Raw genomic sequence first — 13335 nt, 5'->3', positions numbered from 1 at the left:
ATTTTTGTTAAAAACAGGAAAGTATGTTATTAATCCTAAAATAAATAATTATTTTTAGGGACAGATATACTTCGTTGAAAAATAGTTGGATAATAACGCTTTTGCTCCTTTTGTTAACGAATTCCTGTCGAAAGGATGATTTTGGATTTTCTTATCTCGAAGCAAATCCATATGTGGATATGATTACTGTTGAAGAAAGCGACTCTCATTTAGCCTTTCCTACAATCGCCGGACGGAAGAATGGTTCAAAGTTATTAATCGCCTATCGTGAAGGAGCAACCCATATTAGCTTCGACGGGCGTATTGTGCAGAAAGAGAGTTATGATTACGGTAAAACCTGGATAAACCGGAAAATCATTTATGAACCCAGCGAACCAAATGGGGATGCCCGTGATCCACAGTTTCTAACGCTCCCTGACGGACGTTTAATCTGTCGTTTTTTTGTTCGAACCAGCCGTGAAGAATCTGCTGTAAAAATGATTTGCTCAGATAATTGGGGCATTTCTTATTACCCAATGGTGGATGATATTCCTAAACCGTTTGAATCTGAAAAATATACAGCCGCCAGAGGAAATATGTTGTTGATAAATGACACGATCTATTCTACTGTATACAATCGTTGGCATGATAGTTGGTTATTGAAATCGACAAGTCTGGGACAAGATTGGGAGTTTGTCTCATGGATTAATCGTTCAGATAGATCGGTATATGATATTCATCGCGAATTGAATGAGTCCTCTTTATGTATTGAGAATGATATCATGTATATTGTAGCTCGTAGCGGTTATGACGCACCCCGGAAATTGCATATGGCAAAAAGCACCGATTGGGGAAAAACATGGGAGGCGTGGGAAGAGTTGCCGGTATATGGTCAAGCCCCTTCATTAACGGCTTATAAAGATGCCTATATTTTAAGTTACCGGAACAATAATACCGCTCAAAATGAACATGCCCTTTACCAGTTTGACTGTACCTTATTTAAAGGGGGAAAAGTTATTTCAAATCCTGTAACCATTTTAAGAAGCGGTTCTCCGGATATCGGTTATGGAGATGTGTTTACTTTTGACGATTTCTTTTTACTTTGCTGCTACGCCGACAATCGGATTTATTGTTTTAAAATGTTGTATGATATTTTCGACTAATAAAAACCATTCCTCTAATCCACACTAAAAACATCTTCCATCCTGTTTACCAGGTAAAAGCGAAACAAGGAACGTGGTTTTACCTAAGCCAAAACGGTCTGTTTATTATTTGTACAAAGACATTATTTGCTGGTAATATGAATTAACGGAAAAAAGATCTCTGGCTTTTTGAGCGATCGAATCATAGTCGAATTGATCATCAAAAACATCAAAACAGTGACGGATCATTTTCTGCAAATCAGATACATCTCCGGCTGCAAAAACAAAACCATTTTTACCCATTTCAATCACTTCCGGCATACTTCCCAGATCAGAACATAATACCGGGGTTCGCATACATAAGGAATCTTTTATGGAATAAGGACTATTCTCATAACAAATCGAAGGAACAGCAGTAAAACGTGCTCTAGCTATAATCCGTAAAGCATCCTCACGATCCACATATCCTTTAAATTCAATATTTGCTTTTTTATATTTCTCCTTATATTCGGCCATGCGTTGACCATCTCCCAGTACGATCAATTTATATGGCAGATCAGCCGCGGCTTCCAGCAGGACATCGATCCCTTTTTCTTCGGAAAGACGACCGGAATAACAATAATAATCCGCTTTAGACGGATCGACCTCCGGAAAACGAACATTCATCAGGTTATGAACTACATGTATTTTATCTGCCGAATATCCGAAATCCACCATCTTTTGCTTTAAAAAAGCGCTTGGAGAGATAAATGCATCCGTATACGTATTTAGAATTTTCGCATTCCAGACAAGCGCCTCTAAATAACCCAACACACTAGCTGGCAAGCTACCTTTTATACACTTATGTTGAATAACAGCTAAACGGTTCCCTAAACAAAGATCACAAGGTTTCCCTTCTCGCAGCAAAGCATAATTCGCACAAACCAATTTATAATCATGAACAGTCCATACGACTTTAATCCCCCGCTGATGCGCTATTTGAGCTATCCCCGGAGAAAGATAACTATGAATATTATGTAAATGAACGACATCGGGTCTGAAATCATCCAATATTCGAACAAACTGCTTTTTGACCGTTCTGGAAAAGAGAATACGTCCAACAGCACGTCGTCGATCATTGAAACCGGAAGATGTAAAATTTATTTCCGGAGCAAAATAGGGAGACCATTTAGAGGGTAAATTATCCGGGTGCATAGAACTGAAAGTTGCCACCTCATGCCCTCGTTGAGTCAACAACTCTTCTAATGAAAGAGCAGCGACACAATCGCCACCTCTTGGATAATAGAATTTATTTACATTTAATATCTTCATGTTATGACTTTCTTTGCATCTCTTGGGTATGGATTCACTTTGTGCGGCGACATATCTGAAAGCAGTAATGCCAACATCATCATCATAAACAACCCTCTGTTATGCGTAATCGTAGCATCGGAAGTACATTCTATCAGAAAGAAAGCGATGATCAATAAGCCGATAATCCCCTCCTGATAAAACCCGCTCCGATAACCTTTTAAAGTTTTAATCAACCAATGAATCCAGAATATAAAAAACAGCACAGCCCCTACAACCCCAAATTGAGCAAGAGCAGGATAATATGTATCCGCAATAAAATTGGGAGAGGCATTCTCCGTTAACCCATGCATCTGATCCATACCCAGCTGATTATATATTTTTGAATAATACTCAGATGAAGCCCATGTACCATATGTTGCAAATCCGGTTCCAAACGGGAAATAATTAGCAAACAATTCTAATGAGAAATAATACAAAGCCATACGGGCATATAAGTCGGCCTCCTGCCTACCCGAGCCAAATCCACCCTCAACAAAATACAATGTAATCTTATCTCTTGCCACAAATAAGACCCCGGCAATAATAACCAACAGAAAGACAATATTCTTTACATTGAATTTCATCTCAAATGACCGGTGCACAAAGAGTACAACAAATATACTGAGCGCATAAAATCCATAAAATTTGGAACGTCCTGATATTAAACCGATAGAAAGGATCAACAAATAGATCAGTTTATCTTTCGCACTATAATCACCACAATACAGATATACAACAGCTAATATCGTAACAGCTGTAGCAAAACGAGATTCGTGCTGCATCATAAACAAGAAAAAGCTATTACTCATGAATCCTATTACGCCTATAACTAAAAGATATAAAGAGAATAACAAGGCCACTTGCCTTAAGATCAGTTTTTGATTTTTAGTAAATTTGGGACATATAGCATAAACACAAAAAAAGCCGATGTATGGCTTCAGCTGGATAACAAAATCCATTATAATAGCGTTTCTGACATTACTTCCGATATAAAAGGAATACACCAGATAAAACAGAAACACGCCTAAAACAAATGCAAACAACCGATTAAACCCCCAATCTTTTGTATTATAGACATGAACGAAGTACAATACCATCAGTAATAATGTACAAATCTCATCTGTATAACTAAAGCCAAGCGTATCGTATAAAACAACACCAAAAACAAGTGTGAATAGAAACAGGTAGTAGAAACTTTTATTAATCGCTTCTTGTATCATATCTTATAATAAAGGGACAAACGTTGTCTTTTCTTCCTTTAACGGGTAATGATTCTTTTTATTATCCCGTAAGTCACTCAATAGAGGGATCGAAAGGAGTACAAAGTTACGAATATTTCCGGATATCCTCATTGGAGAATCTGGCCATTCGGAAGAGTTGGTCATCGATTAAGAAAGATTGCCGTTTTGTAAAGTCAATTAATAGATACTAAAATCCTGAGGTTTAATCACAAAACCTAACCTGAGCATATTCTTATGTTGTTTGTATTCAAGAAGGTTTTCTCCGTATCCATTGTAATATTGAATAAAAAGATACTGATTTTCACGTTTGTTGAATTTATAACTCAGTTCAACCTGTGTATTGAAATTACGCCAATCTTTTCGTTTGGTTAAAATGATCGCGCAGTTAAATCGTCGGTTATTGGTCATAAAGTTGCTGGCAATATGAAAAATACCATTATATTTCAATATGTCTTTATTGTTTCTGCTGTCAATATAAGGTACCCATGCTTTAAATTGTGCTTCCCAGTTTCGGGTAAGAATAAGGGCAGCGCCAAGGGACAACCGGTTCCAACTACGAGAAAAAATACTGTCTTTTCCATTGGATTCGTGCTCTAACATGAGATAAGCCTTACCGATATATTTATTATGCCTGACAATAAGATGTCCAAAACCTAGACCTGGGTTGAAGTTCAAGTCTCTCATCGGCAATGAATGTTGAAAGGCATTCCAAAAAACCTTTTGGGTAAACTGGATGTAAAGGTAGCTATCGAATGGAAGTTTGCTTTTGGTAAGGCGTTGAGCAATGCTAATCTGGAATTTAATATCGGAGTTAGTACGTGTCGGCTCATGACCGAGAGGAGCTCCTCCGACAAAATAGTTGTCTTTGAATAAAGAAAAATAAGGAGCCTTATCCAACTCAGCCCGAACACTATCCGCATTATAGATGACAGCGCCGATCTTCTCCTCTATCACCTGTGCATAAAGAGTACTCAGATTAAGCAGGAGAAAAAAGAATGGCATATATTTTCTCATAAACAATATTTCTCTTTATCTTTTTAACAATTGGGAGGCAAAGATACGAATGATTATTATTTATGCGAACCGGCAGTTAAAAGAGGGTATCCAAAAAGTCCGAAGGAGTTTCATGAAATTATAAATTGCAAACTGTCCTTTTTGAACACCCTCACTTGATTTATGACTTATACCTTAGGTAATTCCCACGGTGCACGATACGTTTTCGTCAGGTATTTATCTGCTTCCGCATCATGGAACGACCGACCATCCCACGACAGTTTTTTACCTGTCCGGTAAGCAATATTACCCAACTGAGAGAATTTGGCAATATGAGCGCCGATCTCAACACTGGCATTACAGTTGCGATTACGGCTCTTTATACACGCCAGATGGTTTTTGACATGTAGGTTCAAACCTCCTTCGCCATAACTCTTCTTTAATGCCACAGCTTCCATACGCGCTTGTCCGTTCACACGTTCAGGAATGACTTCCCAGCCACCACGATCAAGCACCAACGTGCCGTTTTCTCCGACAAATCCCAATCCATGGTTACGCCCATAAGCGCCATCATCAATCCCGATCGCATGATCCCACATCACCGTAAAATCTTTAAACGTATAGATCGTTTGCAAAAGGTCAGGCGTTTCACAGGCATCATCCGGATAACCAAATTTTCCTCCCGAAGCCATAATCGATTCAGGGGCTGTTACTTTCATGCCATACAAAGCATAATCCAACAGATGTACACCCCAGTCGGTCATTAAACCTCCGGCATAATCCCAAAACCAGCGAAAAGTAAAATGAAAACGATTCCGGTTAAAAGGGCGTTTGGCCGCAGGGCCTAACCACATATCATAATCGACTCCGGCTGGTACCGGCTCATCGGGTAATACCGGGATTGAAGGACACCATCCCTGATACGAAAAGACACGTACCGTCCGGATCTTCCCCAACTGACCACTATGAACAAATGCCATAGCATCCTGCCAATGCGGGTCACTACGCTGCCACTGGCCGACCTGCACCACCCGATTGTACTTTTCTGCCGCACGTATCATGATATTACACTCTTCGATACTATTTCCAAGCGGTTTTTCACAATAGACATCTTTACCCGCCTGACAGGCAGCTACCATTTGCAAACAGTGCCAATGATCGGGTGTCCCGACAATCACCACATCGATATCCTTATTATCGATCAGTTTACGCCAATCCTTATACAGGTTTTTTACTTTTTTCCCCGTGATTTTTTCCGTTTCTGCCGCACGTTCGTTCAATACAGTCTCGTCAATATCTGCCAGTGCAACACATTCGACTTCCGGATTTCGTAAAAAAGCTTTCAGATCTTCAAACCCCATCCCTTTGCAACCGATCAGGCCGACCTGGATTTTATCGTTTGCACCAATACTGCCTCCTGCTTTTATCAAAAAAGGAGAAACGGTTAATCCTGCGCCGATAAACGCAGTCTGCTTCAAAAAATCTCTTCGTGTAGTCATTAGTATTCTAATTTATAGGTTAATGAAAATATCAAAAATAGTCAATCACAGCCGATAAGCAAGCCCCAGACAAAAATAGATGTTATACATCTTATGGGAAATCCCTTCAAACGATGAAGGAAATATCGGTACCAAACCCCATGAAAGCTGGCCGGTTACCGCCATTTTAGAGGTAAAGAACCAATCGGCCGAAGCCATCAAACCGGCATCAAACCGTCTGACTTCATCCGAGAAGTCGTAACTCGCCTGGGTGACATTAATCCGGTCGCCCGTAGCCCCGCCCTCACGGATATAGCCCTCTGATGCAGCCCCGTCAAAACGAGCATTCCGTTGTGATGCCACATACCCTCCCAAGCGGAATGTCCATTGCTCCCAAGGACGATAAGTCGCCAACAGCGGTATAACCAGATAGTCATTCCGCACATGCGTTTTATTCTTTCCGGAAAACAGACCGGAAAACGTCCCGGTATTATCCCCTTCGCCTACCACCAGATTGGTGTACCAATACTTTACATCGGCATCAATCTTCATTCCTTTCAGATCGATAGCCAACCCCGATGTAATCCCCCACTGCGGATGCAGCCACCGGGTGACATGAAAAGCCAGTGTCCCTGAAAAACCAGGATTCCAAGAATTAATTTTTCGGATCTCCGCGGGCAATGGGAAAGGAGTCGTCCCACCCATATTATACCCGGCAAAGACCTTAAATTCCCAATGATTATAATGATCTTGCGCTTTAACGGAAGTTGCGACACAAGCCGCGACACACAATAGGGCAACCAATACCGTTTGGATCCGATTATTCTTCATCCCTCTTAATTTCTTCGGTGATTATTTCTATCTCATCGACTACTAAATGGCTCCCAGGCACTCCTTCGTAACGATCTCCATAAAAACTGGAAGAGAAAATGGTCGATAACTTATAAGTATATTTCTCAAAATCGACCTCAACCCCCTCCTTATAGTCAAACGCAATGTCAAAGTAGACAAAATCATCCCCTTCCGACTGCGCACGCATATCCGGAGGCAACATCGCCATAGCTACTATATTCGGATGCGTGCGTATATTTCTTCCATCAAGGCTCTGCAACTTATCATCCACACGGTAAAACACACTATACAACGCACAAGAGTCTCTCACCCCCGGTTTTACATTTCCATCCGGAGCGATATAAGCACCTGTTCCGGGCTTATATTTATAATAACCGCGCATCCGCTCCGGTTTCTCATTAAAAACATGTCCGAATTGAGTTGCCAACAGTGGGTCTATCATCGCATTCAACGGATTAAGTACGCCTGTAAACAATGAACCGGCGATTACCGGAAGATAAAGTATTCCCGCTATAGAACCCGGTCCGTCGCGGGTGGTCATTTCCGCTGCATAGTTACCGCTAACACAAGCGGTTGTCGGATGAATCGGATATTCTGCAGCAGTAGGATATTGTATATAAAGAGCTATTCCTTTATTGGTCGAATCCCAGATGTCCATTTCACGCCCCTGTTCATCATATTCATAAGGGGTTTCATATTTGATATTGGCACTTCGGGGTTTCCACAACTCGAAGTCATATTTATAAATAGAAGAGGAATACAGTTGAATCGTATAAATGCGCTGATGTTGTCCATCCGCTGAAGTCACGGTATAATTTACCGGGTTATTAAAATCACGGGGTTGAGATGGATCGGGAACGATAGTCGCCCCTTCGGTAATCGTTATTCGAGGTACAATATGCGACAGATCAGCCCCTTTTCGTACCGTCACGGAAATAATGTCCCGGTTAAAAACAGCTTGTGAAACCGCTATTTCTTCAGGCATCTCAAAGAGAAGAATATCCGCTTCGGGATTCAACGGTTCATCCTGTATACAGGAGACCGTCAAAGAGAGCAATAATAATAAAAGAGGTATAAGTTGTGTGCGCATAGGGTTCGCTTTAAAAATATCCTTTCAATAATAGTATCCGCTCAATAAACGATATAAAGAAAGTGATAATCAATGAATATTCTCATCTTAGATACAGTATTTAACAGATTTAAGAAGAAACCAAATGGTTTTTCAGTGCCTTTTATTTCGTTTTTGAGATGGATAATAACTGTTTTTCTGTTATACCTACTTCTGTTTTTTGTTAGAGGTACGTCTAAAATAATTTAGAGGTACGTCTAAATCCGTTTAGAGGTACGTCTAAAACATTTTAGAGGTACCTCTAACAGAAAAAGCATGCAAAACGTACAAATTATTCACTTGATAAATGTCAAAAAAGCAACATAGTAACCCCATTAGTTACATTTCGACCCCTTAAATTATACATTCACTCCAATATCGGCTCAATCTTTTTAATACCTTTGGTGCACTTTAATTGACTATATATTGTAATATTGATATTCACTAAAAGTTTTATCATGAAAGAAAACACCAAGAATGGCGTAAGCCGTAGAGAATTCTTAGGCTATTCCGCTTTGGGATTAGCTAGTTTAACAATCCTTCCCAGCTGGGCGCAAAACGGCGTTCGTATCGCTCCAAGTGATCGCGTAGTTTTAGGTTTCATCGGATTAGGCCAACAGGCATTGAACGACTTTGCAGGATTTGCTGCATGTCCGGGCGTACAGGTTGCTGCATGTTGTGATGTAGACAATATGAAAACCGAACGTTTCAAAAGACGCGTTGCTGCTTGGCAAGCATCCAAAGGGATGAACGAACGTTGCGACAAATATGAATTCTATGAAGATCTACTCGACCGCAAAGATATCGATGCTGTTGAAGTATGTACTCCTGACCACTGGCATGCACTGAATACAATCCACGCTTGTCAGGCAGGCAAAGATGTGTATTGCCAGAAGCCATTGGCATATACCATCGCAGAAGGTTTGGCTATGGTTCGCGCGGTACGTGGTAACAAACGTGTATTGCAGGTAGGTAGCCAACAACGTTCAAGTGCTGAATTCCAAAAAGCGATTGAACTGGTACAAAACGGTGCTATCGGTCACGTAGAAAAGATCTACGCACGCGTAGGTGCACCTCCGAAACCACTGGATTTGGCAGAAGAAAAAGTGCCAGCCAACCTCAACTTCAATATGTGGATGGGACCATTGAACGATCCGAAGATTCATTATCATCCAGATTTATGTCCTCCGATCTCTTTGGATCCTGTACAGAACGAAAAACTATGGGGTGCATGGCGTTGGTATCAGGAAACCGGAAACGGTTATACTGCTGACTGGGGTGCGCATATGTTTGATATTGCTCAGGCTGCATTGGGTATGGACGGATCTGGTCCGGTTGAATATATCCCACAAGGTTACAACGGCACAGAATGGGCGACTATGAAATATGCGAACGGTGTGGTTATGACCGAACAACCGTTCCTGGACGATAACGATGGTGCACAAGGTATCAAATTTATCGGATCAAACGGCTGGATTGAAGTAGCACGTGGTTATCTGGCATGCTCTGATCCATCTAAAGTACCGGCTGAAGTTGCAGGAAAACGTCCGGCAAGTCGCGAAGAGATGATGAAGATGTACGAAGAGTACAAAAAACGCATGGAAGAGGAAGCGAAAAAAGCGAAAAAAGGTGGCAAAAACAACCAAGCCCAAGCTCCTGTTGCTTTTGAAACAAGTGCTCCGCATATGCAAAACTTCATCGACTGTGTACGTTCACGTCAGAACCCAATCGCTCCGGTTGAAGTGGGTGCAAGCACGAATACATTATGCTGTCTGGCTAATATCTCCCGCGAATTGAACCGTCCGGTGAAATGGGATCCAGCAACATTATCATTTGTTAATGATAAAGAAGCAGCCAACCATCGCTTGTATGCTTACGAATATCGCAGACCATACAGCTTGCCTTGTTCTTGTAAATAAATAATTATAAACGATTTAGGAGGCATTGACCTCCTAAATTGTTTTCTCATAAAACTAAATCAACATGAGTAACAGAAGAGACTTTCTAAAAAACATATCTCTGGCTACAGCAGGAGGACTATTGGCAGGTAAAGCCGGGATAGCGAATGCATCCGATGCTGTAACAGCAGCATCACCTGTTGCTACAGCCAATAAAGCATTAGGTCTACAGATCTACTCCTTACAACAGGAACTATATGACAACCTGCCTCAACGCATGAAAGAGTTGAAAGAGATGGGTTATGTCAATTTTGAATTGGCCGGATACAGCAAAGGTAAAATTGGTCAGGTCGACTTTATGGAGTTCAAAAAAATGGCTGATGACAACGGTATAAAGATCGTCAGCAGCCATGTTAGTCCTTCTATTGAAGGTCAGCAAATGTTTGCTCCGTTTTCATACGACGATGTACCTAAATTGAAAGAAGATTGGAAATTCAAAACCGAAGAACACCAGAAACTGGGTTGTAAGTTTATGATCATTCCGATGTTTATGCCTATCATGTCGATGAAAACGTCTGACGAAGTCAAACAGATGTGTGACTACTTCAATCAATTAGGAGAAATAAACAAACAAGCAGGAATCATTTTTGCTTACCATAATCACAATTGGGAATTTAATCGTGTTAGTGTTCCGGGAGAACAACCGAGTCGGAATCCATTCGCTCCAACCGGAAAACAAATAGAAGACTTGATGATTGAATATACAGATCCGGCATTGGTGTCATTCGAATTAGATGTATACTGGACGGTTCGCGGAAGCAATGATCCTCTGGAATATCTAAAAAAACATGCCAACCGCATTAAAGCATTACATATTAAAGATACGGCTGTTCTCGGACAAAGTGGTTTGTTGAATTTTGAAAACATCTTCAACCAAATGTACGCGAACGGAGTTAAAGACTTCTTCGTGGAACTGGAAGCCATGCCTGACGGACGTTCACAGTTAGCTGGTGTCAAAGACTGTGCCGCTTTTTTGCAAAAAGCATCGTTTGTAAAATAAGCTGTTCTACATTATATAATATAAGGCTGTCCGAATCTGAACGGACAGCCTTTTTTGTTTTAATATGAGTTCAATAGAACCGAACAATCCTCATCTCTTACACGATTAGCCTACAATATTCTCACTATATTTGTAGAACATAGGATGCGCCTTGTATAAAATCTCAAACAAGCTTGGCTTTTATCTCTCGGCTTTTCCTATATTTGCATGTGACTATTAAATTTTCTATTGAAAAATAAAATTAGAATCGTTATGAAAAAAATGGTTTCTACTCTTTTGGCAAGTATAATGATGATGACCGGATTGCCGGGTTATGCAGAAACAACAACAGGAAACGAATCCGGAAGTATTGAACGTACAGTTAAATTCTTTAGTGCGAACAGTCCGGCGAAAATCCTTTGTGATGGTCAAACCGGAGAGTTGTCGGTCAAATATATACAGGGTGAAACAAAACCTCAATACCTGATTATGTCGGAGAAGCAAACAGAAGTTGGTTTTGTCACGGCTCGTTTTCTTGTTAACGATAAAGAGACTACCCACTTGAGTTTTATTAGAGGTCGTTTGTATGGAGATTCTCTTGTCGTCTTGAATACAAGTGCAGGAGAAAAAGAAATTCATCTGAACGCTTTCGACGAAAACTCTTATAATCCGGTACTGTTTTCATTCCGCTTAGTGGATGAAGATCCTGAAGGTGATTTTTTGATTGAGTCATGGAGTGCAGGAAACCAAACCGGAGAATGGATAAAAATACAAGAGGGTAGACCTGTTATCGCGCAGACCTCACTGGATGCCGCGTTGAAAAATGAAGCTGAAATATTTAATCTGAGCCTATTAAGTGGCAAGATGCTGACTTCAAACTCTATGAACGATAAAAGGAGTGAGATCTCTGTAAAAGCTGATTATGGAACAATCACAATCCATGGCGCTTCAGGTAAAAAAGTACAGATTACGAATGCGAGCGGACAAACGGTTGCCAATGAGTGGCTCAATTCCGACTATAAAACAATGTCGGTTCCTGCCGGAATAACGTTGGTTGCTGTTGAAGGTCAACCGACTATGAAAGTGGTAGTCAAATAAGCGTCTGAACAGACGTTTATTAAAATTGATCCGATAGCGATTGTCACAAAATGAAAATAATCGCCGATAAAACAATCCCTTATCTCAAAGGGATACCTGAATCATTTGCTGAAATCAACTATATTTCATCGGGAGGGTTTACTGCCGACACGGTAAAAAATGCCGATGTATTGATCGTTCGTAGTATAGATAAATGTACACGTGAAATTCTTGAGGGAAGTCGCGTGAAACTGATTACTACTGCCACTATCGGTTATGATCATATTGATACCGATTATTGCAACAATGCCGGAATTACCTGGAGAAATGCACCGGGCTGCAATGCCCTTTCTGTAGCCCAGTATGTATTGGCTTCACTCGTCACATTCTCTTTACGAAAAAAGATCTCTTTGAAAGGAAAAACCTTAGGCATCGTAGGAGTCGGCCATGTAGGAAAAGAAGTTGAACGATTGTGCCGGGCTTTCGGTATGCAGATTCTGAAAAATGATCCCCCGCGCGAGAAGTTAGAAGGCGAGAAAGATTTTGTTTCATTGGATGTCATTGCCAGAGAATCAGATATAATCACCTTTCATACCCCATTAACAACCGACGGCCCCTACCCTACTTTTCATCTGATAGACGAACCTTTTCTCAACAAACTAAAGAAAAAACCTTGGATCATCAATAGTTGCCGGGGACGCGTACACAATACCTCTGCTCTATTAAACGGATTAGCAAGCCAAAAGATCGGTGCATTGATTCTGGACTGTTGGGAGAATGAGCCTTTTATAGATCATGAGTTATTGAATAAAACAGCGATTGCTACTCCACATATAGCCGGTTTTTCTGCTGACGGCAAAGCCAATGCCACCCGGATGTGTCTGGAAGAGATTGAGACTTTCTTTCATATGCAAATCAATCGCATCCATGAAGTCACGCCTTCTCCTCCTGTCAATCCGGTTATTAATCTCAATCATTTTCAAGAGCACCGGATAGAGGAAGCTATACTTTACAGTTTTAACCCATTACCTGTGGATAAAGCTTTACGAGAAAAACCGGAGAACTTTGAATCGTTCAGAACAGATTATAATCATCCACGGGAATTTGCAGCTTATCAAGTCGTTAATGCCACACAAGAAGAGCGCCATTTACTCGTACAACTTGGATTTACTTGTTTGGATTAATCAAAAAGAGAC

11 protein-coding genes are annotated in these 13335 nt (G+C 40.8%); 5 read left to right on the top strand and 6 right to left on the bottom strand.

The genetic code is table 11. From position 1 onward, the window contains the following. Positions 1-179 precede the first annotated feature (179 nt). Positions 180-1142 carry a sialidase family protein gene (locus M2135_RS10275; protein ID WP_280748414.1) on the top strand — a complete coding sequence of 321 codons (963 nt, stop codon included), beginning with the start codon at positions 180-182 and terminating at the stop codon, positions 1140-1142. A gap of 105 nt (positions 1143-1247) precedes the next feature. Here M2135_RS10275 and M2135_RS10270 read toward each other — a convergent pair whose 3' ends face one another. From M2135_RS10270 to M2135_RS10245, 6 genes are all read right to left on the bottom strand, one after another. Further along, the gene (locus M2135_RS10270; protein WP_280748413.1) at positions 1248-2432 is read right to left on the bottom strand and encodes a glycosyltransferase; all 1185 of its coding nucleotides are present in this window, start codon (positions 2430-2432) and stop codon (positions 1248-1250) included. Continuing rightward, complete coding sequence (locus M2135_RS10265) at positions 2429-3673, bottom strand: O-antigen ligase domain-containing protein (protein WP_280748412.1); 1245 nt, start codon at positions 3671-3673, stop codon at positions 2429-2431. The genes M2135_RS10270 and M2135_RS10265 overlap by 4 nt, the downstream gene beginning before the upstream one ends. 198 nt (positions 3674-3871) lie before the next feature. Then, a complete protein-coding gene (locus M2135_RS10260) occupies positions 3872-4708 on the bottom strand; it encodes a phospholipase A (protein WP_280748411.1) in 837 nt (278 codons plus the stop codon). 167 nt (positions 4709-4875) lie between these two features. Beyond that, the gene (locus tag M2135_RS10255; RefSeq protein WP_280748410.1) at positions 4876-6186 is read right to left on the bottom strand and encodes a Gfo/Idh/MocA family oxidoreductase; all 1311 of its coding nucleotides are present in this window, start codon (positions 6184-6186) and stop codon (positions 4876-4878) included. Positions 6187-6231: 45 nt separating this feature from the next. Continuing rightward, positions 6232-6996 (bottom strand): porin family protein, encoded by a 765-nt coding sequence (locus M2135_RS10250; protein ID WP_280748409.1) that lies wholly within the window; start codon positions 6994-6996, stop codon positions 6232-6234. Continuing rightward, a complete protein-coding gene (locus tag M2135_RS10245; protein WP_280748408.1) occupies positions 6986-8107 on the bottom strand; it encodes a PCMD domain-containing protein in 1122 nt (373 codons plus the stop codon). The genes M2135_RS10250 and M2135_RS10245 overlap by 11 nt, the downstream gene beginning before the upstream one ends. A gap of 476 nt (positions 8108-8583) precedes the next feature. On the opposite strand from M2135_RS10245, the gene M2135_RS10240 reads away from it, so the two are divergent. The 4 genes from M2135_RS10240 (at position 8584) to pdxB (ending at position 13323) form a co-directional block, all read left to right on the top strand. Continuing rightward, positions 8584-10044 (top strand): Gfo/Idh/MocA family oxidoreductase, encoded by a 1461-nt coding sequence (locus tag M2135_RS10240; protein WP_280748407.1) that lies wholly within the window; start codon positions 8584-8586, stop codon positions 10042-10044. 64 nt (positions 10045-10108) lie between these two features. Continuing rightward, positions 10109-11083 (top strand): sugar phosphate isomerase/epimerase, encoded by a 975-nt coding sequence (locus M2135_RS10235; protein ID WP_280748406.1) that lies wholly within the window; start codon positions 10109-10111, stop codon positions 11081-11083. Positions 11084-11335: 252 nt separating this feature from the next. After that, the gene (locus tag M2135_RS10230; protein WP_280748405.1) at positions 11336-12160 is read left to right on the top strand and encodes a DUF6383 domain-containing protein; all 825 of its coding nucleotides are present in this window, start codon (positions 11336-11338) and stop codon (positions 12158-12160) included. Between the two features lie 50 nt (positions 12161-12210). Continuing rightward, on the top strand, positions 12211-13323 hold the full coding sequence (gene pdxB / locus M2135_RS10225) for a 4-phosphoerythronate dehydrogenase PdxB (protein WP_280748404.1): 1113 nt from the start codon (positions 12211-12213) through the stop codon (positions 13321-13323). Positions 13324-13335 lie beyond the last annotated feature (12 nt).

The sequence above is a fragment of the Parabacteroides sp. PF5-9 genome (assembly GCF_029893105.1).
GTDB lineage: Bacteria > Bacteroidota > Bacteroidia > Bacteroidales > Tannerellaceae > JARXWG01.
Note: the sequence above shows the minus strand (reverse complement) of the source record. Positions and strands in the feature narration are given on the sequence as shown.

Coding starts and splice junctions, on each gene's coding strand:
- M2135_RS10245 (WP_280748408.1), bottom strand. CDS start 8,107: ATGCGCACACAACTTATACCTCTTTTATTATTATTGCTCTCTTTGACG.
- M2135_RS10275 (WP_280748414.1), top strand. CDS start 180: ATGATTACTGTTGAAGAAAGCGACTCTCATTTAGCCTTTCCTACAATC.
- M2135_RS10235 (WP_280748406.1), top strand. CDS start 10,109: ATGAGTAACAGAAGAGACTTTCTAAAAAACATATCTCTGGCTACAGCA.
- M2135_RS10255 (WP_280748410.1), bottom strand. CDS start 6,186: ATGACTACACGAAGAGATTTTTTGAAGCAGACTGCGTTTATCGGCGCA.
- M2135_RS10240 (WP_280748407.1), top strand. CDS start 8,584: ATGAAAGAAAACACCAAGAATGGCGTAAGCCGTAGAGAATTCTTAGGC.
- M2135_RS10265 (WP_280748412.1), bottom strand. CDS start 3,673: ATGATACAAGAAGCGATTAATAAAAGTTTCTACTACCTGTTTCTATTC.
- M2135_RS10260 (WP_280748411.1), bottom strand. CDS start 4,708: ATGAGAAAATATATGCCATTCTTTTTTCTCCTGCTTAATCTGAGTACT.
- M2135_RS10230 (WP_280748405.1), top strand. CDS start 11,336: ATGAAAAAAATGGTTTCTACTCTTTTGGCAAGTATAATGATGATGACC.
- pdxB (WP_280748404.1), top strand. CDS start 12,211: ATGAAAATAATCGCCGATAAAACAATCCCTTATCTCAAAGGGATACCT.
- M2135_RS10250 (WP_280748409.1), bottom strand. CDS start 6,996: ATGAAGAATAATCGGATCCAAACGGTATTGGTTGCCCTATTGTGTGTC.
- M2135_RS10270 (WP_280748413.1), bottom strand. CDS start 2,432: ATGAAGATATTAAATGTAAATAAATTCTATTATCCAAGAGGTGGCGAT.